The sequence below is a fragment of the Mycolicibacterium novocastrense genome (assembly GCF_001499835.1).
GTDB lineage: Bacteria > Actinomycetota > Actinomycetes > Mycobacteriales > Mycobacteriaceae > Mycobacterium > Mycobacterium novocastrense.
This window is the reverse complement of sequence record NZ_LQIH01000013.1, coordinates 13,161-33,305: the sequence shown is the minus strand read 5'-3', so window position 1 is coordinate 33,305 and position 20,145 is coordinate 13,161. Positions and strand designations below refer to the sequence as shown.

The 20,145-nt window shown below is 66.9% G+C and carries 21 protein-coding genes and 1 tRNA gene; 13 read left to right on the top strand and 9 right to left on the bottom strand.

The features are described from left to right. Nucleotides 1-7: 7 nt before the first annotated feature. A complete protein-coding gene (locus tag AU072_RS12560) occupies nucleotides 8-916 on the bottom strand; it encodes an alpha/beta hydrolase (RefSeq protein ID WP_064414087.1) in 909 nt (302 codons plus the stop codon). Then, entirely contained in the window at nucleotides 909-2,678 is a 1,770-nt protein-coding gene (locus tag AU072_RS12565; RefSeq protein ID WP_064414086.1) for an N-acyl-D-amino-acid deacylase family protein, read from the bottom strand. The genes AU072_RS12560 and AU072_RS12565 overlap by 8 nt, the downstream gene beginning before the upstream one ends. Before the next feature lie 70 nt (nucleotides 2,679-2,748). Between AU072_RS12565 and AU072_RS12570 the strand changes: the two genes are divergently transcribed. Next, complete coding sequence (locus tag AU072_RS12570; protein WP_064414110.1) at nucleotides 2,749-3,648, top strand: alpha/beta fold hydrolase; 900 nt, start codon at nucleotides 2,749-2,751, stop codon at nucleotides 3,646-3,648. Here AU072_RS12570 and AU072_RS12575 read toward each other — a convergent pair. Next, a complete protein-coding gene (locus AU072_RS12575; RefSeq protein ID WP_064414085.1) occupies nucleotides 3,635-5,608 on the bottom strand; it encodes a flavin-containing monooxygenase in 1,974 nt (657 codons plus the stop codon). The two genes, AU072_RS12570 and AU072_RS12575, sit on opposite strands and share 14 nt — an antisense overlap. A 73-nt stretch (nucleotides 5,609-5,681) precedes the next feature. Here AU072_RS12575 and AU072_RS12580 point away from each other — a divergent pair, with 73 nt between their 5' ends. Together AU072_RS12580 and AU072_RS12585 are read left to right on the top strand one after the other, a co-directional pair. After that, a complete protein-coding gene (locus tag AU072_RS12580; protein ID WP_064414084.1) occupies nucleotides 5,682-6,620 on the top strand; it encodes a metal-dependent hydrolase in 939 nt (312 codons plus the stop codon). A 35-nt stretch (nucleotides 6,621-6,655) separates the two neighbouring features. Next, nucleotides 6,656-7,327: a TetR/AcrR family transcriptional regulator gene (locus AU072_RS12585; RefSeq protein ID WP_064414083.1), complete on the top strand. Its 672-nt coding sequence runs from the start codon at nucleotides 6,656-6,658 to the stop codon at nucleotides 7,325-7,327. A gap of 34 nt (nucleotides 7,328-7,361) precedes the next feature. On the opposite strand, the gene AU072_RS12590 is transcribed toward AU072_RS12585, so the two are convergent. Next, a complete protein-coding gene (locus AU072_RS12590) occupies nucleotides 7,362-8,870 on the bottom strand; it encodes a carotenoid oxygenase family protein (RefSeq protein WP_235629916.1) in 1,509 nt (502 codons plus the stop codon). Between the two features lie 84 nt (nucleotides 8,871-8,954). Between AU072_RS12590 and AU072_RS12595 the strand changes: the two genes are divergently transcribed. Continuing rightward, nucleotides 8,955-9,509, top strand: coding sequence for a TetR/AcrR family transcriptional regulator (locus tag AU072_RS12595; RefSeq protein ID WP_064414081.1), 555 nt, complete (start codon nucleotides 8,955-8,957; stop codon nucleotides 9,507-9,509). A 20-nt stretch (nucleotides 9,510-9,529) separates the two neighbouring features. Here AU072_RS12595 and AU072_RS12600 read toward each other — a convergent pair whose 3' ends face one another. Genes AU072_RS12600 through AU072_RS12610 form a run of 3 tightly spaced genes read right to left on the bottom strand, consistent with a single transcriptional unit; the run spans nucleotide 9,530 to nucleotide 11,888 of the window. After that, the gene (locus AU072_RS12600; protein ID WP_064414080.1) at nucleotides 9,530-10,363 is read right to left on the bottom strand and encodes an SDR family oxidoreductase; all 834 of its coding nucleotides are present in this window, start codon (nucleotides 10,361-10,363) and stop codon (nucleotides 9,530-9,532) included. Beyond that, the gene (locus AU072_RS12605; RefSeq protein WP_064414079.1) at nucleotides 10,330-11,163 is read right to left on the bottom strand and encodes a mycofactocin-coupled SDR family oxidoreductase; all 834 of its coding nucleotides are present in this window, start codon (nucleotides 11,161-11,163) and stop codon (nucleotides 10,330-10,332) included. Before AU072_RS12605 ends, AU072_RS12600 begins: the two co-directional genes overlap by 34 nt. Then, on the bottom strand, nucleotides 11,163-11,888 hold the full coding sequence (locus tag AU072_RS12610; RefSeq protein WP_064414078.1) for a carboxymuconolactone decarboxylase family protein: 726 nt from the start codon (nucleotides 11,886-11,888) through the stop codon (nucleotides 11,163-11,165). The genes AU072_RS12605 and AU072_RS12610 overlap by 1 nt, the downstream gene beginning before the upstream one ends. A 75-nt stretch (nucleotides 11,889-11,963) precedes the next feature. Between AU072_RS12610 and AU072_RS12615 the strand changes: the two genes are divergently transcribed. Then, nucleotides 11,964-12,653 carry a TetR/AcrR family transcriptional regulator gene (locus AU072_RS12615; RefSeq protein WP_064414077.1) on the top strand — a complete coding sequence of 230 codons (690 nt, stop codon included), beginning with the start codon at nucleotides 11,964-11,966 and terminating at the stop codon, nucleotides 12,651-12,653. Between the two features lie 69 nt (nucleotides 12,654-12,722). Here the strand turns inward: AU072_RS12615 and AU072_RS12620 are convergent. Further along, a tRNA-Tyr gene (locus AU072_RS12620) sits at nucleotides 12,723-12,805 on the bottom strand. A gap of 118 nt (nucleotides 12,806-12,923) precedes the next feature. Here AU072_RS12620 and AU072_RS12625 point away from each other — a divergent pair. From AU072_RS12625 to AU072_RS12655, 8 genes are all read left to right on the top strand, one after another. Next, entirely contained in the window at nucleotides 12,924-13,415 is a 492-nt protein-coding gene (locus tag AU072_RS12625; protein WP_064414076.1) for a YajQ family cyclic di-GMP-binding protein, read from the top strand. A gap of 283 nt (nucleotides 13,416-13,698) precedes the next feature. After that, nucleotides 13,699-14,532 (top strand): ABC transporter permease, encoded by an 834-nt coding sequence (locus AU072_RS12630; protein WP_064414075.1) that lies wholly within the window; start codon nucleotides 13,699-13,701, stop codon nucleotides 14,530-14,532. After that, nucleotides 14,529-15,299, top strand: a complete 771-nt coding sequence (locus AU072_RS12635) for an ABC transporter ATP-binding protein (protein WP_064414074.1) — start codon at nucleotides 14,529-14,531, stop codon at nucleotides 15,297-15,299. Before AU072_RS12630 ends, AU072_RS12635 begins: the two co-directional genes overlap by 4 nt. Before the next feature lie 13 nt (nucleotides 15,300-15,312). Next, nucleotides 15,313-16,281 carry an ABC transporter substrate-binding protein gene (locus AU072_RS12640; protein ID WP_064414073.1) on the top strand — a complete coding sequence of 323 codons (969 nt, stop codon included), beginning with the start codon at nucleotides 15,313-15,315 and terminating at the stop codon, nucleotides 16,279-16,281. Continuing rightward, complete coding sequence (locus tag AU072_RS12645; protein WP_064414072.1) at nucleotides 16,278-17,231, top strand: asparaginase; 954 nt, start codon at nucleotides 16,278-16,280, stop codon at nucleotides 17,229-17,231. The genes AU072_RS12640 and AU072_RS12645 overlap by 4 nt, the downstream gene beginning before the upstream one ends. Further along, complete coding sequence (locus AU072_RS28160; protein WP_133147284.1) at nucleotides 17,228-17,548, top strand: hypothetical protein; 321 nt, start codon at nucleotides 17,228-17,230, stop codon at nucleotides 17,546-17,548. Before AU072_RS12645 ends, AU072_RS28160 begins: the two co-directional genes overlap by 4 nt. After that, a complete protein-coding gene (locus AU072_RS12650; protein WP_133147285.1) occupies nucleotides 17,481-18,446 on the top strand; it encodes a M20 family metallopeptidase in 966 nt (321 codons plus the stop codon). Before AU072_RS28160 ends, AU072_RS12650 begins: the two co-directional genes overlap by 68 nt. 57 nt (nucleotides 18,447-18,503) lie before the next feature. Continuing rightward, nucleotides 18,504-19,529, top strand: a complete 1,026-nt coding sequence (locus AU072_RS12655) for an NAD(P)H-dependent glycerol-3-phosphate dehydrogenase (RefSeq protein WP_064414070.1) — start codon at nucleotides 18,504-18,506, stop codon at nucleotides 19,527-19,529. 1 nt (nucleotide 19,530) lies between these two features. Here the strand turns inward: AU072_RS12655 and AU072_RS12660 are convergent, their stop codons facing one another. Continuing rightward, nucleotides 19,531-20,067, bottom strand: a complete 537-nt coding sequence (locus AU072_RS12660; RefSeq protein WP_064414109.1) for a hypothetical protein — start codon at nucleotides 20,065-20,067, stop codon at nucleotides 19,531-19,533. Nucleotides 20,068-20,145 lie beyond the last annotated feature (78 nt).

The following is a 20,145-nucleotide window of genomic DNA, read 5'->3' as shown; positions in this document are numbered from 1 at the left end:
GATTACCTCAGTAACGGACGGGATCGTCGACAAGGGATGCGCGCAGCGCGCGCACCTGACTGGCGAAGAAGCGCTGCGACACAGAGGCATTCGGGGCGATCAGATCGAAAGCGTGGAACGCGCCATCGGCGATCTCCTCGTGGACGTCGACACCGGCGTCCCGTAACCGCTGCACGTAGGCCCGGCATTCGTCGTGGAAGAGGTCGAGGGTCCCGACGCCGATCCACGCCGGGGCCAGCCCGGACAGGTCGGCGCGGCGCGCCGGGACCGCCGCCTCGGGGTCGGCACCGGCGAGGTACCACTGCCAGGCGGTGCGGTTGTCGCGCGCAGTCCACATCACCCGGCGCCGGGACTCCGCAGGGGTCCGATCATCGAGCATCGGGTAGACCAGCATCTGCAGTGCGAGTTCGACGTCGCCGCGGTCATGGGCGAGCTGCGCCACCGCCGCGGCGAATCCGCCGCCCGCGCTGGCCCCGCCGACGGCGACCCGCGCCGGATCCACCCACGGCTGCCGGGTCAGCCATTGCAGTGCGGTGTAACAGTCTTCGAGCGGCGCCGGGTATGGATGCTCCGGCGCGAGGCGATGATCCACCGCGACGACCGCCACGTCGGTGAAGTTGGCCAGCTTCCTGCAGAACCGATCCTCCTGTGCCGCAGAGCCCATCACGGTTCCGCCGCCGTGGATCCACAACAGCGCCGGACCGGGCGGCGCGCTACCGCGCGGACGGTGAACACGGACGGCGACGTCGCTGTTCACGCGGGCCACTTCGACGCCGCGCATCCGCCCGGTGTACCCGGCGAGCGCCATCAAAGCGCGCGGCACCGCCAAACCTCGGTGCAGCGCATAACCTTTCGGCAGGATCCGCGCGATCCGTCGCAGTTCCGGGTCGATCTGCGCGTAGTCGATGTCACCCACTGGCCGCTACCGCCTCGGCCGGTGCCGGGATCGTCTGGCCGGCGCGCAGGAAGCTACCGGTCCGGACCGTGCCGACCAGCTCCGTCGGGACGCCGTCGCGCACGACCGTGCGGCCGGCGACCAGCACCGCCGTGACCGCGTCGTCGTTGCGGTTGACCATCCGGCTCAGCCCCCCGTACTGATCGACGGTCTCCTCGGCGTAGGCGTCGAGCGATTCGTCCAGGTGCGCGGGGTCGATCACGGCCACGTCGGCGCGATCCCCGACCCGCAGATGGCCCGCGTCCAGCGAATACCAGTCGGCCAGTTCGCCCGTCAGTCGGTGCACGGCGTGCTCGACCGTCATGAACTCCGCACCGGCCTCGGCGCTCTGCTGGACATGGCGCAGCAGGCGCAGATTGCAGTTGTAGAAGGCCATGTTGCGCAGGTGGGCACCGGCGTCGGAAAAACCGACCTGAATACCCGGATCCACGGCGAGTTTCTTCAGGATTCTGGGCCGGTGGTTGGAGATGACGGTGCGCCAGCGCAGGGCGCTGCCGTACCGGACCACGAGGTCGAGAAAGGCGTCGACGGGATGCAGACCGCGGTCCAAGCCGACCTGCCCGAAGGTTCTGCCCACCAATGATTCGTCGGGGCAGGCGACGATGTCGGCGTCGAAGAAGTCCCGGTGCCAGGCCCCGATCTTGAACTTGTTGTCGTACTCCTTGCGGAACCGGAGTCGATAGTCCTCGGCCTGTATGAGCTCGTCGCGTTCCACCTCGTCGCGCAGGTGCAGAGCCGCGGCGCCGGCGCCGAGCTCCTCGAAGATCACCAGATCGATGCCGTCGCCGTAGACCTCGAACGGCACTGGCAGGTGCTGCCACCGGAAGTCGCCGCCGAGCCCGTTGACGACTCGCGCTGCGCCGGTGAGGATCTTGTGGCCGATCGGGTTCGACTTGGCGTCGGCGGCAGCCAGAAAGCTCATCTTCAACGGACGGCGCACCCCACCGATCGATCGCACGAGCTGTGCCGCCATCTTCAGCGGATGCTGTATGTCGGGTCCGCTCTGCAGCACCCGGCCGCGCCGGCGCACCAGCCGGGTGAGCCGACGCATCTCCCGCCGTTTCACGTAGGTCGACGGCAGCGTGCGGGAGCGGCAGACATCGCCGTCGAGCCGGTCGAACAGCAGCTGTTGGGAGGACAGGCCGATGAAGCCGGCGTCGAGCGCCTCGGTGAGCCACCGTTCCATCTGCGCGAGTTCTGCCTTCGTCGGCTGATCGTCGTACGTCGTCGCGCGCTCGAGCCCCATGACGGCGGTGCGCATGTCGGAGTGGCCGATGAACGCCGTGATATTCGGCCCGAGGGGCCGCGCCTCGAGGGCCCGGGCGTACTCCTCGGCGGTGGACCAGGTCTTATGCCGATCGATGGCGGCGATGACGTGCTCGCGCGGTATCGCCTCCACCCGGCCGAACAGATCACCCGCGTCGACGCCGCCGACATGCACCGTCGACAGCGAGCACGATCCGACCACCACCGTGGTCACGCCGTGGCGAAGCGACTCGGTCAGGCCCGGACCGTTGAGCACCTCGACGTCGTAATGGGTGTGAATATCGATGAACCCGGGCAGAACCCACTTCCCCCACGCGTCGATCTCCTCGACGCCGCCGATCGGTTCGTCGGTTACCACGGCGACATGGCCGTCGCGGATGCCGAGGTTGCGGATAGCCGACGGACCGCCTGTTCCGTCGAAGTACCGGCCGTTCTTGATCACCACGTCGAAGCTCATCGAGCCTGTGCTCCTCATCGCCGATCGTCACCCCACACAATACAGATGTGAATTAATGTATGGTCACGAAATGACCGATCCGGAACTCATCGAGTTCGATCTCCCGCGGCTGCGGATGAGCGCGCTCAGCTGGGGAGCCGCGGACGGAAGGCCGGCCATCTGCGTGCACGGCTTCCCGGACAGTGCGTACAGCTGGCGGACGCTCGCACCGATACTGGTGGACAACGGCTTTCGCGTGATCGCGCCGTTCACGCGTGGCTATGACCCGACGGAACCCGCGCCCGACGGTGACTATCACCTGGGCGCGCTGATGTGCGACATGGTCGACCTGCACGCGCACCTCGGCCGACCGGCCGACGCGGTGCTGATCGGCCACGATTGGGGCGCGTTCACCGCCAGCGGGCTCGCCGCTTACCCGGGCTCCCCGTTCGCCGAGCACATCGTGATGTCGGTGCCCCCGCTCGCGGCGATGGACAACTCGCGGCGCGGGCTGGGCCAGAATCTGCGGATGGCCGCGATCCAACTGCGCCGCAGCTGGTACGTGCTGTTCTTCCAGTTGCCGTTCGTGCCGGAGCGGGTGCTGCACCGGGTGATCCCCCGACTCTGGAGGGATTGGTCGCCACCAGGGGTGGACGTGCGCGACGGTGTCGCAGCGACGCTGGACGCGCTGCCCTCGCTCGCCCACCGCAAGGCAGCGGTGTCGTACTACCGGTCCATGGTTCGATTCACCCGTCCCGCAGCGCAATACGCGGGCCTGCACCGGTTCCGGTTCAAGCTGCCCAGCCATCCGGTGCTCGTACTCCAGGGTGAACAGGACGGCGCGGTCCAGCCCGGTTATTTCGACGGGGTCATCGACGCGCTCCCGCCGGGTAGCCGAGTGCGCACGATTCCCGGTGCCGGACACTTCTTGCAGGTCGATCAGCCCCGAGTGGTCGGCAGCGCCATCCTCGAGTACCTCAAGGTCGGCTGAGTTCAGCGGTCCTGTCCGAGCTCCGCAGTTCGTAGTCGTCTGGATCGGGGTGGCTCGTCCATCGCCAGTAGTCGAAGATGCGGAACCCGTACAGAGTGGGCAACCCACCCGACGCGTTCTTGTAGTAGCTGCTCGAGATTGCAGGGTGGCTGTAGACCATCTGGCTGAGACGTTCCTGGTTGCGACGGTCGTAGTCGGCGCAGACGTCCGCCCGCGGCATCGCCGAGTCGTACCCGCCGGCCAGCAGCATGTCGATGCAGCCCATGATGTAGCGCATCTGGCACTCCGAGTTGTAGATGATGCTGGCGCCGTTGACGCCGTTGGTGCCTGGGCCGTACATGCAGTAGAAGTTCGGGAATCCCGGCACCGTGACGCCCAGGTACGCGTACGCCGAATCACCCCAGGCGGTGTTGAGTGCGAGCCCGTCGAGACCGCGCACATCGATCGGGCCGAGCTGATGGTTGACATCGAAACCGGTGGCCCACACCAGCACATCGGCGCGGCGGTGCACGCCGTCGACGGTGATGACGCCGTGGGACGTGATCTCGGCGATGCCGTCGGTGACCAACTCGACATCGTTGCGCTGCAGCGTGGTGAGCCAGGTTCCGTTGTCCTGCAACGTCCGTTTGCCCATAGGCGGGTATTTGGGTGTGACCTTCTCCAGCAGGTCCTCGTCGGTGCAGAAGTTGCGCATCCACGCAATGAACATCTCGCGGATGGCGTGGTTGGACGCGTTGCACGACAAGCCGCCGTTGTCCCAGTGCGGGTCGATGCGGACCTGTTCGTCGAGCGCGTCGGCGATCGGCCACCACGACACGAACCGCAGCCACCGCGCGTAATACGGCAGGTGCCGCATCGCCCACCGTGCCCCGTCGGGAACGACGTCGTGGTACATCGGGTTGGGCGCCATCCACTGCGGGGTGCGCTGATAGACGTCGACATGCTCAGTCAGGTCCGCGATCGCGGGCACGAGTTGAAACCCGCTGGCGCCGGCGCCGATGACGGCGACCCGCTTGCCTTTCAGATCGACGTCGTCACGCCAGTCGGCGGTGTGGAAGGACGGTCCGCTGAAGGTGTTGGCGCCCTTGATGTCTGGGATCACCGGGTTGCTGAACTGGCCGACGGCGCAGATCACGGCGCGTGAGGTCAGTTCCTCGGTTCGCCCGTCGGCGCCCCGGACGGTGACCCGCCAGGTTGCCGAGTTCTCGTCCCACGTCGCGCCGGTGACCGCGGTGTCGAAGCGCACGTGCGGCACGACGCCGTACTTGTCGGCGACGTTCTGCAGATACTGCAGGATCTCGGGTTGTTCGGCATAGTAGTGCCGCCAGTGGTCGGTCGGTTCGAACGAATAGGTGTAGTACTGGCTGGCGATGTCCACACGGCAGCCCGGATACCGGTTGGCCAGCCAGGTGCCGCCGACCGCGGACCGCTTCTCGACGATCGTGAACGGCACACCGGCGGCCTTGAGCTTGATGCCGGCCAGCAGTCCGGCTTCACCGCAGCCGATGACGACGACCGGAAAGTCGTGGCGCTGCTGCGCGGTCGATGCCAGCACCGGTCCACACTGATCGGCGTCGGTGAAACGCAGGTCCGCGGCGACATAGTCGACGAACTCCTCGGTCACCGTGCCCGCCGAGATCACGTTGAGCATCACCCGCATCTGCTCGGCGTCCGGCACGAACGGCGCGGGGCATCCGCGGTCTCGGTAGTCGCGGATCACCTCGACGGCGCGGTCGCGTACCTTCTGCTTGTCGGGTTCGCTCATCGCACCCTGCAGGTCCATCGCGATGAGCGCATACGGGCCGGGCATTTCGTCGAGCACGCCCATGTCGCCGGTCATGTGGACCATCGACATCAGCAGGGCGGGGACGCTCGCGTCGGCGACGGCGGCGCGGATCACATCGTCCGGGTCGTCGAAGGGCTGACCGAGCAGAGCATCACATTCCGCCAATCGGCCCATTCGCGAAGAATACACAATTCGCAAGACGTATGGTCTGATTTGATCGACCCACTCGACGAGGAGTCCGACGACGATGTCCAACCTGAAGATGCGGCGCGTCCGATTCGATCTCGGCGGCGACGACGTGCCGTTCAACTGGAACCCGCAGCGGCCGGCGTTCGCGATGCAGTGCAATCTGATCACCTTCTTCGCACCCGGCTTCGAGAAGTTCATCGTCGACGCGACCCGCGAAGCGATCCCGCTGATGCGCGATCCACGGCAAGCCGAGGAGGCGAACGCCTACCTGCGGCAGGAGGCACAACACTCGGCGGCGCACATGAGCCACTTCCGTGCGCTGGTCCGGCGGTGGCCGGGCCTGCAGGAGACGATGGACGAGGTGATCGCCTCCTACGACCGCCTCACTGCCACAAAACCTTTGGCGTGGCGGCTCGCGTACACCGCGGTGATCGAGAACACCTTCACGCCCTACTTCAAGGTGTTCCTCGACCACGAGGACAAGCTGTTCGCACCGGGCGACGAACGCGTCGCATCGCTGTTCCTCTGGCATTTCGTCGAGGAGATCGAGCATCGCAGCTCCGCGCTGATGGTGTATAACGCCGTGCACGGCGACTTTCTCTATCGCGCCAGGACGATCGGCTCCGTCGCCGTGCACCTCGGCGAGATCGCCGGGATCGTCTCTCGCGGGTTCCAAAAGCATGTCCCGGCAGCCGACGGCGGCCACTACGGCCGCCTGCTGCCCGACCGAATGACACCGCCGTCCTTGCTCGCGGCGGCTCGCGCCGCCCGACAAATGACCGAGCCCGGGCAGGCCACCTACGCCGGCGTGCCCAGGAAGGAGATGATCGCAATGCTGACCGGCCTGGTCCGATCACAGGGGCCGAACCATGACCCGACCCACGAAAATCTCCCTCCGTTCGCGGAACGCTGGTGCGACAGATACGACGAGGAGCCGAAGAGCGCCGCCCACTGGTACTCGGTCGGCATGGCCGGTGTTGGCGAACCCCGCCGCTAGGATCGCGACATGCAGGGCGCGGAGGTGGGCGACTAGTGGCGCGGCGCCATGGCTGGTCGGGCAACACACCCGCCTCTGACGAGGAGGCGATCAGCCGCATCCTCGATGCCGCCGACGAGATCATCGCCGAGCGCGGCTCGGCCATGCGAATCGCCGACGTCGCGCGGTCGCTGGGGGTGACCCGGCAGACGGTGTACCGCTACTTCCCGGGCACCGAGGCGCTCCTGCTCGCGACAGTGATGCGCTCCGGCGACGGCTTCCTCGATCAGTTGGCCCATCACGTGGGCGACGAAACCGACGCCGTCACCGCCGTAGTCGAGGGGCTGGCGTTCGCGATCGAGAACCTGTCCCGCGACGATCGCATCATCTACATCCTGAGTAAGAGGTCCCGCGGTGAGCTCGCACCGTCGCTGTCGTCCGACACCGCGATGGCCTTCAGCCGATCGATGCTGCACCGGTACGAGGTGGACTGGGAGGCAAACGGGTTCGACGAAGAGGCGCTCGGCGAGCTCGCCGAGTTCTTGCTGCGGATCCTGTACTCGTACCTCGTCGACACCAACAAGAAACACCCCACCGGCACCGAACTGCGAACCTTCCTCGCGCGCTGGGTGGGCCCCGCCGTCATCTATCCGCGGTTTGCGGTGGCCATGGAGTCGGTCGCCAAGGTCGCTGTCCCGCAGCGTCCTGACCGCCGATCCGCGTCATAACCGGTTCGTCAGGACCGTCCGAAGCCTCACACCGTCACCGGGGCCGCGGGACGAAGTTGCCGTGGAAGCCCTGCGGGATGTGGTGGCGCAGGTTGGCGGCGGCGATCGGGCCGGCGGCGATATCCGCTGCGTCGAAGATCACCAGCCGAGACTTATGCGTCCGCGCCTGGTACTCGACGGAGAGCACCCAACCGTCGTCCTCCGTGGTCGCGTTGGGTTTGGCGGCGAATACCGGTTCGCAGAAGCTGTTTCCGGCCTCGGGCGTGGTGTACGTCGCCGCGGAATTGTCGCTCAGATCGAGTCTGGTGATCGAGTCGTAGAACGAGACAAGATGGTGGCGCGTGTTGAGGTACGCGTACCGGTGCTTGCGGCCCTCGAATGCGTCGTTGTGCCGGGGGAATTCGCAGGGCAGCCCCGACAGCGGTTCGGCCAGGACACGTCCCGACCGCGTGATGCGGTACCTCATGAACGTCGAGGGTGCGTCATCGAGGGGCGCCACATGGAATCGGTTGAGCCGCCCCAGGAGTCGCCCGTCGTCGTACGTGATTGCGTCGATGACGGTGTCACCGCCGTCGTCGTGGGCGTTGCTGAGGTGGAACATCAAAACGGGGTCGTATTCGATGGTGCGGATCTTGCCGCCGTCGCGCGGCACCAACACGAACACGCTGCCCTTCTCGGGCCGGTACCGCATGGCGTCGCCCATCGGCTTGAGCCCCAACAGCACCGGTAAAGCCGCCGGGATGATCGGCGATACCACGAACACCAGATGGCTCTCCGTGAGCGCGAAGTCGTGCACCATGGCGACGTAGGGCAGTCGCGCCGAACGGTAGTGCTTCAGCCGGCCCGCCGGATCGGTGCGATAGATCCGCAGGTGTGGCCGTGGGATGAACTCGACGCCGAAGTTGTACATCTCGCCGGTACGCGGACAGAAACTCGGATGCGCCGAATACGAACCCACCCACCGCAACTCACCGCCGAATCGGCGAACGCCGGTGGTCTCCAGTGTCTCAGGGTCGATTTCGTGGGGCGGTCCACCTTCCCAGAGCGCGTAGAGCCGGCCGGCGTGTTCAACGACGTTCGTATTGGCCAGGTTCGGCGGAAGGCGACCGATGTTGGACTTGATGCCACCGGGCGCGGCGGTGCCCATAGGGTTCAGCCCGGTCTTGCCGAGATAGTGGTTGGTCCGCACGTACCTGTTCTTGTAGTGGACCGATCCGTCGGCGATGGTGAACGCCGAGAGCATGCCATCGCCGTCGAAGAGATGGTGCAGCGGCCGACCGCTGTGGTCCTGCCAGCGGCCGGGCCCGTTGCGGTACAGGGTGCCTTCGAGGTCGGCCGGAATGGTTCCGTCGATGTCGTCGACCGAGTAGTCGTATTCGGCCAGTTGCGGCTCGCTGACGCCGAGGCTTCGGACGTCGGCGTCGCTGAGGGCCGCGAGCTGGGCCGTCAGCTGGTCCCGCTCGCTGACCGGAAGGGACGCCAGGTACCGATCGAGTTCGGGCAGGGCGGGCCCGTCGGTCGACATGCTCGGAGTCTGGGTCACCGGGCGCACTCCTTTACTGAGACTAATTGGCAATCTAGTCTCAGTTTGCGGTAGGCCGCAATGGTGCTGCGGTAGAAAGAGTCGGTGGCCAGGACTCGTTCGTCGGCACAGCTGGTGCGGGCCGCTTTGGACCTGATCGCCGAGGGCGGCCTCGATCGGCTGACCTTGCGCGAGGTCGCGCAGCGTGCCGGCGTCTCGCGGGCCACGGCCTACCGCGAGTTCCGCGACAAAGACGGGTTGCTGGGCGCGATCGCCGAGCAGGAGATCGGCGCGATGATCGCCGCGACGGTCGCAGCCTTTGACCCGCAGGCGGACCCGACCGCGCAGACCGCCGCGATCGTCACCACCGCGCTGCGCTACCTGCGCACTCACCAGGCGTTCGTCTACGTTCGCGACCACGAACCCCACTGGTTGCTCTACGCCGGGCTGCCGGTCGGCAACAGCCGAATGAACCTGGTGCAGACGGTGGCGGCGATGGTCGCGCAGGCAATACCGCCTTCGGACGAACTCGCCCTGACGCCGGTCGCCGCGGCCGAGGTCGTCGTCCGGACCGTGCTGTCACACGCGCTGATCGAGGACAGCGCGCTGACCGAACAGGAAGTGGCCGAGGTGGTCAGCCGCGCGATCACCCGGCGCTGAATGCGGCCGGGGCGGTCGCCTCAGCTTTCGGCCAGCTTCTCGGTCTGCTTGGCGATAAAGGAGTTCCAGTCCGAGGCGCGCTCGACGAGGACGTCGCGAACCTGATCGTCGGTGAACAGCATGAAGGTGTCGTTGAGGATGGCTTCGGCGACCTGCTCGCCGACCTCGTCTGGTAGAAGGATCCCAAATTGTTCGCCGGGGTAGCCGGTTTGGACCTCGGGACCGAATGTGGGAGGCATCGTCGCGAGGATGTTGGTCGCCACCGGGCCGGGGCAGAGCACGGTGACACCGACCCCCTGCGGCTGCAGATAAAGCCGGAGTCCTTCTGAGATCTGGACGATCGCGGCCTTCGTCGCCGCGTAAGGCATCCGGTCGTAGGAGTACGTGTAGAGACCGGCGAACGACGCGGTGTTCACAATGTGGCCGTGACCCTGCGCGATGAGAAGCGGGAGGAAGACGGCGTTGCTGCGCACGACGGACATCAAATTGATATCGATGATCCGCTCCCACTCACTGACCGGCAGATGGTCGGGTCGACCGCTGGTCAGTACGCCGACGTTGTTCATCACGATGTCGACCGACCCGAACCGGTCCAGAGCGAAGTCGCGAAGGTCGGCAAAGGCGTGATCGGTTCCGACGTCGCATACGAACGCCTCGGCCGTGTAACCGTTCTCTCGCAGTTGCGCCGAGGCGTCATCGGCGTTGTGGGCGTGGACATCCGCGATCACGACCCGCGCTCCCCGCGCGGCCAGGGAGTGTGCGGTCGCACGGCCGATGCCGCTGGCTCCGCCGGTGATGACCGCGGTGGCGTCCTGCAGGTTCACCGGATCGTGAAGCCGGCGTCGAGCGGCCATTGAATGCCGGTGATGAACTTGGCCTCTTCGGAAACGAGGAAGGCCACGGCGTTGGCGACGTCCTCGGGCTGAAGGATGGGCAACGGGAGCGCGTTCTCCATGCCGGAGATCGCGTTCTGGCCGCCTTCCGCGGCTTGTGCCATCAGCGCGTTCATCGCGTCGTTCTGCGTCATGCCGCTGAGGACCCCGGTGGGGTGGATGGTGTTGACGCGGATCCATTCCGGGGCAAGGTAGTTGGCGAGGTTCTGCATCAGCGCCACCACGCCTCGCTTCGCAGCCGCGTAGGCGTTACCGCTGGCGTTGAGTGAGGCGGTGCCCTTCAGGCCCGCGGTGGAGCTGGTGATGACGATCGACCCGCCGCGCTTGCCGTCGCGCATGACGGGCAGGGCGGCTCGGATGGTGTGGTAGACGCCGGTGAGGTTGGTATCGATGACGTCCTGCCAGTCCTGCATGAAGTCGTCGGATTCGCCTGCAAGGCGGACGATTCCGGCGTTGGCGATGATGATGTCGATACGGCCGAGCTGCTCGACGCCGGCGTCGACCGCGGCCTGTATGTCGTGGAAGCTGCGGACATCGCCTTTGCGTGCCACCATGCGGCGGCCTTCCTTCTCGACGAGCCGTTCGGTTTCCTCGAGGTCGTCGAGCGTGGCGTTCGGATACGTCATCGTCGCGATGTCCTCGCAGATGTCGACACCGATGATGTCGGCTCCGTCGCGCGCCAACCGCACCGCGTGCGCGCGGCCCTGCCCTCGGGCGGCACCGGTGATGAAGGCGACCTTGCCTTCGAGTGGCTTCGACATCAGTCTCCTTCCGAGGCGGACGCGATCCGCCGCCACGATTCGTCGGCGGCCGTCTGCAGCAGGCGGCCCTTGGGGAATCCGCTGTAGGCGGAGAACTGCAGGATGACCTCGTTCATCTCCGCACGGGTGATATCACCCGACTCCAGCGCCGAGCCGACATGCGAGTAGATCGGCCCGAGCGCGCCCGACACTCCGACGGCGGCGACGGTGATCAGGCGGCGCTCACGACGGCCGAGGTCGGGTCGTTGCCAGAGATGGCCGAAGACGAACGCGAGGATGCCCGCCTGAAAGTACGGCGAGTCGCGCGGTGGCGGGGGAAGCAGGTTGACCTCGACGAAGCACTTCTCGCCCTCGTCGAGGCGGACGTGGTGATCGGTCGGCCCTAAAGAGTCCACCGGCAGATCGGACCGCGGGGGGACCTCCTCACCGCGCTCGGCGGCCAACCGTGCCCATTGGCTGCGAGCCGCTCCTTCGGCTTCGGACGCCCGAGGCCAGCCGCAGTAGACGGCGAATTGGAGTACGAACTCGAGGATCTCGTCGTAGGTGATGTCACCGCTGGCAAGTGCGGCGTACATGTGCTGGTTCATGTGGTCGACGCTCTCAAGGGCGCATACACAGGTGAGCGTGACCAACCGGCGATCTCGCCTACTGAGGCCCGGTCGTTCCCAGACGGGCCCGAAGACAGGATCAGCGAGCATCACGTCCTGATATGCCGGGTCGGCCATGTGCACCCCTTAGAGTCGGTCGACTGAACTCTAAGTCGATAGACTTAATCCGTCCAGTGTGGGATTCTGGGCGTCATGTCAAAATCCGCGTCTGTGCCGGTGGAGCCGTCGGCGAAGCAGCAGCTGGTGCTCACCGCCGAGCGGTTGTTCGCGCAGCGCGGCTTGGACGGCGTTCCACTGCGCCAGATCGGCGCCGAGGCGGGCATGGCCAACAAGTCGGCGGTCCAATACCACTTCGGGTCCAAAGATGGCTTGATACAAGCGATTCTGTTGCACCGCCTCGAGGAGTTGACTCAGCGACGCCGGCTGCTGGCCGCCCGGGCTCCCGCCGATGATCTACGGGCGATCATCGAGGCGCATCAGCTGCCGCTCATCGAGTTGGCCGAGGACGAGAACTGCTTCTACGTCTCGTTCTTGGAGCAGCTGCTGCGCTACGACTCGTCGGTCAGTCCGCTCGCCAATCTGCCTGAGGAGCATCAGCGCTCGCATCGGGAGTACGTCAAGAGGGTCAGCGACATCACCAAGCACATTCCGCGACCCATCCGGGAGGAGCGGATCCACAGGGTCTCCGCGATGTGTGTGCACGCTTGCGCCGACCGTCATCGATACCGTGCGTTCGGACTGCCGGTTCCGTCGTATGCATTGCACGTCAGCTCTCTGCTCGACGATTTCGTGGCGCTGCTCGTGGCTGCACCTTCGGAGGAGACGCTCGCCGCCTTGAAGGGATCGCGGGCGCGCCGCGTGGCGCTTCGGGCGTTGCCTTAGGCCGCTAGCCTCATTTGCTAGCTCACAAAGGCAGGCAGGCCCGCGCGAAAGCGGACCTGACATGCAGAGTGGCAGGTGCAGGATTCGAACCTGCGTAGGCGTAAGCCGACGGATTTACAGTCCGCTCCCATTGGCCGCTCGGGCAACCTGCCTGGGTGTTGTGCACCTCCGGGCGACCCGGTTTGGTGCGACTAGCAGGGTACAACGAGGATGGGCTGAAGACGAAAACGGCACCTGACCGTCACCCGACCATCAAGGAGGAGCGATCCCATGGCGGATTCATCGTTCGACGTCGTCAGCAAGGTCGACCGCCAGGAAGTCGACAACGCCCTGAACCAGGCCGCCAAGGAGCTGGCCACCCGCTTCGACTTCCGCGGCACCGACACCTCCATCGCCTGGCAGGGCGAGGAGACCATCACGATCACCAGCTCGACCGAGGAACGCGTCAAGGCCGCGATCGACGTGTTCAAGGAAAAGCTGGTGCGCCGCGACATCTCGATGAAGTCCTTCGACGTCGGCGAACCGCAGGCCTCGGGTAAGACCTACAAGGTCAGCGGCACCATCAAGCAGGGCATCGACAGCGAGAACGCCAAAAAGATCACCAAGCTCATCCGCGACGAGGGCCCCAAGGGCGTCAAAGCCCAGATCCAGGGCGACGAAGTGCGGGTCTCATCGAAGAAGCGCGACGATCTGCAGGCCGTCATCGCCATGCTCAAGAAGGCCGACCTCGACGTCGCGCTGCAATTCGTCAACTACCGCTGAGCGACCCAGGCGGCGCGCCGAAACTGCAGCCAGGGTCGTTCGTCGGCCCTCGGCACAGCCATGGAAGCAAAAATGAGGCGGCGGGCGCGCTTCGATCAAACTGATTGAAACTATTTAGCGCGCTCGGCGGTGGCGCATTACCCGTGACCCCGCAGGTCGTGTACAGCCCCCCGTGGCGGATTCGCGCCCACGCGACTTGCACCCGGCCGCACGCCCGCGCCGCGATCTTGATTTCCCTTTACCGTTCCGGCCAACCAGGTCACCGGCTCGAAGGGATGGCGCGATGGCGGCACCGCCGATACTTCGCACCCCACGGGCGTCGCGGGCGCGCAAAGCCGCCATCCCTTCCCGATCGTCGCGCGGCTACCTCTTCGGCCTTCTCGCCGGGCTGAGCCTGCTCGGCGTCGTCGCCCTGTGGACGCTGCTCGTCCACCTGCAGATCTTCTCGCCGTCCCTTCTCCCCTCCCCAGCTGACGTCGTCGCCGCCACCCTCGACATGCACGCCCAAGGCACGCTGATCGAGGATGCCGCCGCAAGCTTCCGCCGCGCGCTCAGCGGGTTCCTGCTGGGCTCGACACTGGCCATCATCACCGGCAGCCTCACCGGCCGCAGCCGCGTCGCCCGCGTACTGCTCGAACCCACCATTCAGGTCATCCGACCGATTCCCGCGATCGCGCTGGTACCGCTGGCCATCCTGTGGTTCGGCATCGGCGAGGAATCGAAACTGTTCCTCACCACCCTCGGCGTGTTCTTCCCCGTCTGGGTGAACACCCACGCCGGCATCTCCTCGACCCGCGACGACTACCTCCGCGTCGCGGCGTGCCTCGGGGCGCCGCGACACCAGGTCTTTACCTCGGTGGTCCTGCCCGCCGCGTTGCCGTTCATCCTCACCGGTCTGCGGCAGGGCATCGCGATGTCGCTGATCCTCATCGTCGCCTCCGAACAGGCCGGCGTGACCGAAGGTCTCGGGTTCCGACTCGACCAAGCGCGCTTGTTCAGCCAGCCGGACCGTCTCTTCGCCTGCCTGATCGCACTCGGCGTCGTCGGCGCACTGGCCGATCAGCTGTTCCACCGCGGTACCCATCGACTTGTCCGCTGGGCCAAGGAACAGTCATGACGGCGGGCGGCATCGGAATCTCCGGTCTCACGGTCGAATACGCGGCCGGCAACCGGGCGCTCGACGATCTCGATCTGACCGTCGACGCGGGCGCGTTCCTCGCGCTGCTGGGGCCGTCGGGGTGCGGCAAGTCGACGCTGCTCAACTGCATGGCGGGGTTTGTCACGCCGACCGAGGGTCAGGTCTCGTTCAACGGTGCCTTGGTGACAGGACCGGGCCGCGAGCGCGGCGTCGTCTTCCAGCGCGACGTGCTGTTTCCGTGGACGTCCGTCGCCGGAAACATCTCGTTCGCGCTGCGTGCGGCGAAAGTGCCGCGCGCGCAACGCCGACAACGAATCGGCACCCTGCTCGACGCCGTCGGGTTGTCCCGCGATGTCGAGAACAAACTGCCCCACGAACTGTCCGGCGGGATGCGCCAGCGCGTCGGCATCGCCCGCGCTCTCGCCAACAGCCCGCAGGTTCTGTTGATGGACGAGCCCTTCGGTGCGCTCGACGCACTGACCCGCTCGCAGATGCAGGACCTCGTGATCGACCTGTGGGAGCGCACCGGAACGACCATCGTCTTCGTCACCCATGACGTCGACGAGGCTCTCCGGATCGCCTCATCCATCGTGGTGATGGGAGCGAACGGCACCCTCGCCGACCATCTCGACAATCCCCTGCCGCGTCCGCGGCCCGCCAGCCGTGTCGCCGAATTCGCCGATTACGCACCGCTTCGCAGGCGTTTGCACGACCTCCTGCGTCCCGACCCCAGCCCCATCGTCTAACCCCGGAGATCACATGAACCTACGACGCTTCACCGCCATCGCCGCCACCGTCCTGGCCGCGATCGGCGCCATCACCGGCTGCAGTAGCGCCGAATCTGCCAAGGCCGCAGACACTTTGACGGTCGGATGGGTGGTGGACCCCTGCTGGTCGCAGGTCCCCGTCGCCGAGAAGCTCGGTTACTTCGCCGATTCCGGAGTGAGCATCAACGTGGTGCCGTTCCCCACCGGCGCCGCGGCACTCGAGGCTCTCGCCGGCGGCGCGGTCGACGTGGCCAACGGGGGTGACGTCCCGACGTCGGCCGCGGCACTGAAGAATCCGAATTTGCGTATCATCGCCGACGGATCACGTTGGGCCGAAGGCCGTTTCGTGGCTCGACGCTCGGCAGGAATCACGTCGATCCCCGACCTTTCGGGCCGCACCATCGCCGTGCCGCTCGGCAGCAGCGCGCATTACTTCGCGACGAAGTTCCTCGACCAGGCCGGTGTCGAGGCGCAATTGGTGCAGACGGGCCCGGCCGAGATACCCACCGCACTCGGCAATGGCAGCGTCGATGCCGTCGCCGTGTTCCAGCCGGCCCTCGCAAAGTCCGTCGCCGAGCTCGGCGACGACGTTGTCGAGCTACAGGGCCCCGAGAAGTACAGCCAGCACAGCCTTTACCTCACCAACGCCGACACGCTCGCCACCCACCAGGCCGCACTCACCGAGTTCCTCGCCGCCGTGAAGAAGGCTGACGCCCCGCTGACGAACGGCGATCCCGCCGCGCTGGCCGCTGTCGCCGAGGCAACCGGTCTCGACGAACAACTCGTCAAAGGTGTCATCGGCGAGTTCCAGTTCAACACCGCCCTCGGTCCCGAGCTGCCTGCCGACCTCGCCGACCGCGCCCGGTGGGCGCAGAGCATCGGCCGCGTTCCGGCCGACGCCCAGATTCCCGACTACGGCGCCATCATTGTGCGTGCCCCGCTCGAGGGTGACGCCCAGTGAGTGACATTCGGTTGATCGGGCTCGGCGGCACGATATCGATGCGCGAGACCGACTCTGGCGCTGTCCCTTTCCGCGGCGCGACAGCTCTGGCCGACAGAGTCGACGGATTCGGCGGGGCCGAGGATCTGGCGCTGGTTGGCGGCTCGGAGGTCGACTTCGAGCTGATGGAACGGCTGGCGACGCGGGTCGGCGCGCTCGTCGCTGAGGGTGTGGGCGGCATAGTCGTGACGACCGGCACCGATTCGATCGAGGAGGTGTCGGCCTGGCTGGCCTACCGCGAGAGCTGGCCGGTTCCGGTGGTCGTCACCGGATCGATGATCGCGGGCGAACGCCCCGACAGCGACGGTGCGGCCAACCTCGCTGACGCGCTGACCGTCGCGTCCTCTGGGGCTGACATCGACCCGGTCGTGGTGTTCTCCGGTCGCATCTTCTCCGCACGGGAGGTCCTCAAGGTGTCCGGCGTGGCACGCGACGCGTTCGACGCGCCCGGACGCGGGCCGATCGGGGTGGTGGGCGGAGGCCATGTCGAATGGTTCCGCACACCGCCGCGGCGAGCGGCACACGGCGCGCCGAACTCGCCGATCGAGCCGGTGCCGCTGGTGCTCGCCGCACTGGGCGACGACGGCGCCGGGCTCAGGTTCGCGGGAGCCGGGCGGCCCGCAGTCGTCGTCGCCGCCAACGGCGCAGGCAACCTGCCACCCGGCCAGGCCAGGGCCGCACAACACCTGATCGAAGACGGAACGCTGGTCGTGATCACGACGCGGGCGCCTGACGCGCGCGTGGCACCGCGGTACGGATATCCGGGCGGGGTCGCCACGTTGGCGGCAACCGGCGCGGTACTCGCGGCCGGGCTGACCCCACACCGAGCCCGCCTCCTCGTCACCCTCGGACTTGCACAGGGGCGTGACCGCGACGGCCTGCGGCAGCTGATCGGCAGCGAAACAGCATGAGCCTCACCGTCACCCCCGTCGACCGGGCCGAACTGGTCGAGCTCACCAGGACTTTGGTGTCCGCGGGCCAACCCTGGTGTGAGAACAGCCTCGACGGGCCCGCGCGGCCGCCGGAGGAGACACGCATCGCCGAACCGGTCGCAGCGCTGCTCACCGAGTGGGGGTTCGACGTCAGGCTGGTCGGCAGACAGACACCCCACCCGACAGAACGTGCTGGCCACCAAGGTATTCGGTCCCGGTCCAACACTGATGCTCAACGACCACCTCGACACCTACCCTTCCGGCCCGCCCAGCCGCTGGACCGTCTGCGCCGATAATCCTTACCGGGCAACGGAATTGAATGGGCGCATCTACGCACGGGGCACGTCGGACACGCGAGCGAACCTCGCGACGCTGCTGACCGCGGCGCGCCGGGTCGTCGCGGACCCGCCGAGGACCGGGACGCTGCTCGTCGCGCTCACCGTCGACGAGGAACGCAACGGCATCGAAGGATCCTGTTATCTCGTCGACGAGTACGGGCTGCGACCCGATGCGTCGATCACCGTCGAACCGACGGCGTGGTCCGACGGTGCGCGGCACGGCATCGCGCTGGCCACGGCGCAGACCGGACACGCGCTGATCGACATCGTCGCGCGCGGGACGTCGAGCCACATCTGGCGACCGGACACCGGCGCCAACCCGGCGCAGTTTCTCGCCGAGGCACTCACCCAGATCCGCCAGAACCCGGTCGGCGACTGGCCGATTTCCGTGGTGGGCCTGTCGGCGGGCGAGGCCGGGATGGCGCAATTCACTCCACTCGAGGCGGTGGCGCGGGTAGCCGCGGTGAACATCGGACCCGGCGTCTCCTCCGGAGAGTTGCTCCTCGCCTTCCAGCAGCGGATCAGCCAACTGGCGCCCGCGGGAATCGAGACCCAGGTGACCTACGTACCGGGGCCGACGTTCGTCGCCGGCACCGCTGAGGTGCCCGCCTCCGAACCGCTCGTCTCCGCGATCGACGACGCCTACCGCGCGGTGACCGGCGAGGCCGTCCGCCGCTACACCAAACCCGCGTTCAACGACACCATCCGGTTCCGCCATGCCGGTATCCCCGCGGTGACTTTCGGGCCCGGCGACGACGGATGGGCGGTTTACGACGAGAGCATCTCCATCGACGCGATGGTCACTGCGACGCAAGTGTTGGAGCGCGCCGTCCGCGGCTTCCTCGCCGGCGACTGACCGCCGCAGTTCGTGAACTGCCCGTGAAGATCAGCCGTCCGACCTACCCTGATCGGCATGGCACCTGCGCAACGTGTACCGAAAGTCGTCGTCCTCGGTGGAGGCTCCTGGGGCACCACCGTGGCGTCCATCTGCGCCCGCCGCGGGCCGACGCTGCAGTGGGTGCGTTCACAGGAGACCGCCGATGACATCAACGACAACCACCGCAACTCGAAGTACCTCGGCAATGAGGTCGAGCTTCCCGAGGGTCTGAAGGCTACGACGGACTTCACCGAAGCGGCATCATGCGCCGACGTCATCGTCATGGGCGTTCCGTCACACGGCTTTCGCGGCGTGCTCACCGAGCTGGCCAAGGAGCTGCGGCCGTGGGTTCCGGTGGTATCGCTGGTCAAGGGCCTCGAGCAGGGCACCAACTTCCGGATGAGCCAGGTCGTCTCCGAGGTGCTGCCCGGGCATCCGGCCGGAATCCTGGCCGGGCCGAACATCGCGCGTGAGGTGGCCGAGGGGTACGCCGCCGCCGCGGTGCTCGCCATGCCCGACCAGCAACTCGCCGCGGATCTGGCACGACTGTTCCGCACCAAGCGGTTTCGCACCTACACCACCGACGACGTGGTGGGCGTGGAGATGGCCGGGGCGTTGAAGAACGTCTATGCGATCGCGGTCGGGATGGGCTATTCGCTGGGGATCGGCGAGAACACCCGCGCGATGGTGATGGCCCGTGCGATCCGCGAGATGTCCAAACTCGGCGAGGCGACCGGCGGGCACCGCGACACATTCGCCGGCCTGGCGGGCATCGGCGACCTCATCGTCACCTGCACCAGCCAGCGCAGCCGCAACCGCCACGTCGGTGAGCAGTTGGGTGCGGGCAAGCCGATCGACGAGATCATCGCGTCGATGAACCAGGTCGCCGAGGGTGTGAAGGCGGCGAGCGTCATCATGGAATTCGCCGACCAGTACGGGATTTCGATGCCGATCGCCCGCGAGGTCGACGCCGTGGTCAACCACGGCTCCTCCGTCGAGGACGCCTACCGCGGCCTGATGGTCGAGAAGCCCGGGCACGAGGTGCACGGCGCCGGGTTCTAGCTCAGTTGAAAAACGGGTTCGTGCCCTCGGGCCGCTCCAGCAGCGGGTCCCTGCCGCCGTTGATGATGTGGCTGCCCGCGGGGCTCAACACGAAGCCGGACTGGTTTCGGCTGTCCGAGCACGTCGTCACGCCGCCGTCGCTGCCGCAGCTGACGGTCTGGAAGCTGATTCGCGAACCGGCCGGCAGCGGCTTGGCGTCGCCGACGACGGCGAACACATCGGCCGTCGTCGCCGAGAACTGCGGCACACCCGGGCCGCCGCTGACGAAGTTGGCGCCGTTCGGTGCCGCGGGGATCGCACCGCTGCAGCCGTAGCCGCCGTTGCGCTGCAGCACGCACGTCAATCCGTCGGGGGTCTTGAACGCATACCAGTGGCCGTCCATCTTCGCGAACTCCGACAGCTTCACCGGCGCGAGCGCGTTGACGTTCGGCGCCGGTGGCGCCGGCGGCTCGGACGGTTGAGCGGCGGCGATACCGTGCGCGCCGATCAGGGCCGCCCCCGCGGACCCGACGACGCCGATCAAAACCCTGTTCAGCACGGTCCACACCCTAAGGGGTAGCGGGAATACTCGCAGCACACGAATCACATCGCCGCAGGTCGACAGGGTGTTACCCGC

What these genes read in the sequence shown, in the direction of transcription:
- AU072_RS12640 (WP_064414073.1), top strand. Translation starts at nt 15,313, where the DNA reads ATGAACCTACGACGCTTCACCGCCATCGCCGCCACCGTCCTGGCCGCG.
- AU072_RS12570 (WP_064414110.1), top strand. Translation starts at nt 2,749, where the DNA reads ATGACCGATCCGGAACTCATCGAGTTCGATCTCCCGCGGCTGCGGATG.
- AU072_RS12565 (WP_064414086.1), bottom strand. Translation starts at nt 2,678, where the DNA reads ATGAGCTTCGACGTGGTGATCAAGAACGGCCGGTACTTCGACGGAACA.
- AU072_RS12615 (WP_064414077.1), top strand. Translation starts at nt 11,964, where the DNA reads ATGTCAAAATCCGCGTCTGTGCCGGTGGAGCCGTCGGCGAAGCAGCAG.
- AU072_RS12625 (WP_064414076.1), top strand. Translation starts at nt 12,924, where the DNA reads ATGGCGGATTCATCGTTCGACGTCGTCAGCAAGGTCGACCGCCAGGAA.
- AU072_RS12610 (WP_064414078.1), bottom strand. Translation starts at nt 11,888, where the DNA reads ATGGCCGACCCGGCATATCAGGACGTGATGCTCGCTGATCCTGTCTTC.
- AU072_RS12650 (WP_133147285.1), top strand. Translation starts at nt 17,481, where the DNA reads ATGCTCAACGACCACCTCGACACCTACCCTTCCGGCCCGCCCAGCCGC.
- AU072_RS12630 (WP_064414075.1), top strand. Translation starts at nt 13,699, where the DNA reads ATGGCGGCACCGCCGATACTTCGCACCCCACGGGCGTCGCGGGCGCGC.
- AU072_RS28160 (WP_133147284.1), top strand. Translation starts at nt 17,228, where the DNA reads ATGAGCCTCACCGTCACCCCCGTCGACCGGGCCGAACTGGTCGAGCTC.
- AU072_RS12580 (WP_064414084.1), top strand. Translation starts at nt 5,682, where the DNA reads ATGTCCAACCTGAAGATGCGGCGCGTCCGATTCGATCTCGGCGGCGAC.
- AU072_RS12655 (WP_064414070.1), top strand. Translation starts at nt 18,504, where the DNA reads ATGGCACCTGCGCAACGTGTACCGAAAGTCGTCGTCCTCGGTGGAGGC.
- AU072_RS12575 (WP_064414085.1), bottom strand. Translation starts at nt 5,608, where the DNA reads ATGGGCCGATTGGCGGAATGTGATGCTCTGCTCGGTCAGCCCTTCGAC.
- AU072_RS12635 (WP_064414074.1), top strand. Translation starts at nt 14,529, where the DNA reads ATGACGGCGGGCGGCATCGGAATCTCCGGTCTCACGGTCGAATACGCG.
- AU072_RS12605 (WP_064414079.1), bottom strand. Translation starts at nt 11,163, where the DNA reads ATGTCGAAGCCACTCGAAGGCAAGGTCGCCTTCATCACCGGTGCCGCC.
- AU072_RS12600 (WP_064414080.1), bottom strand. Translation starts at nt 10,363, where the DNA reads ATGGCCGCTCGACGCCGGCTTCACGATCCGGTGAACCTGCAGGACGCC.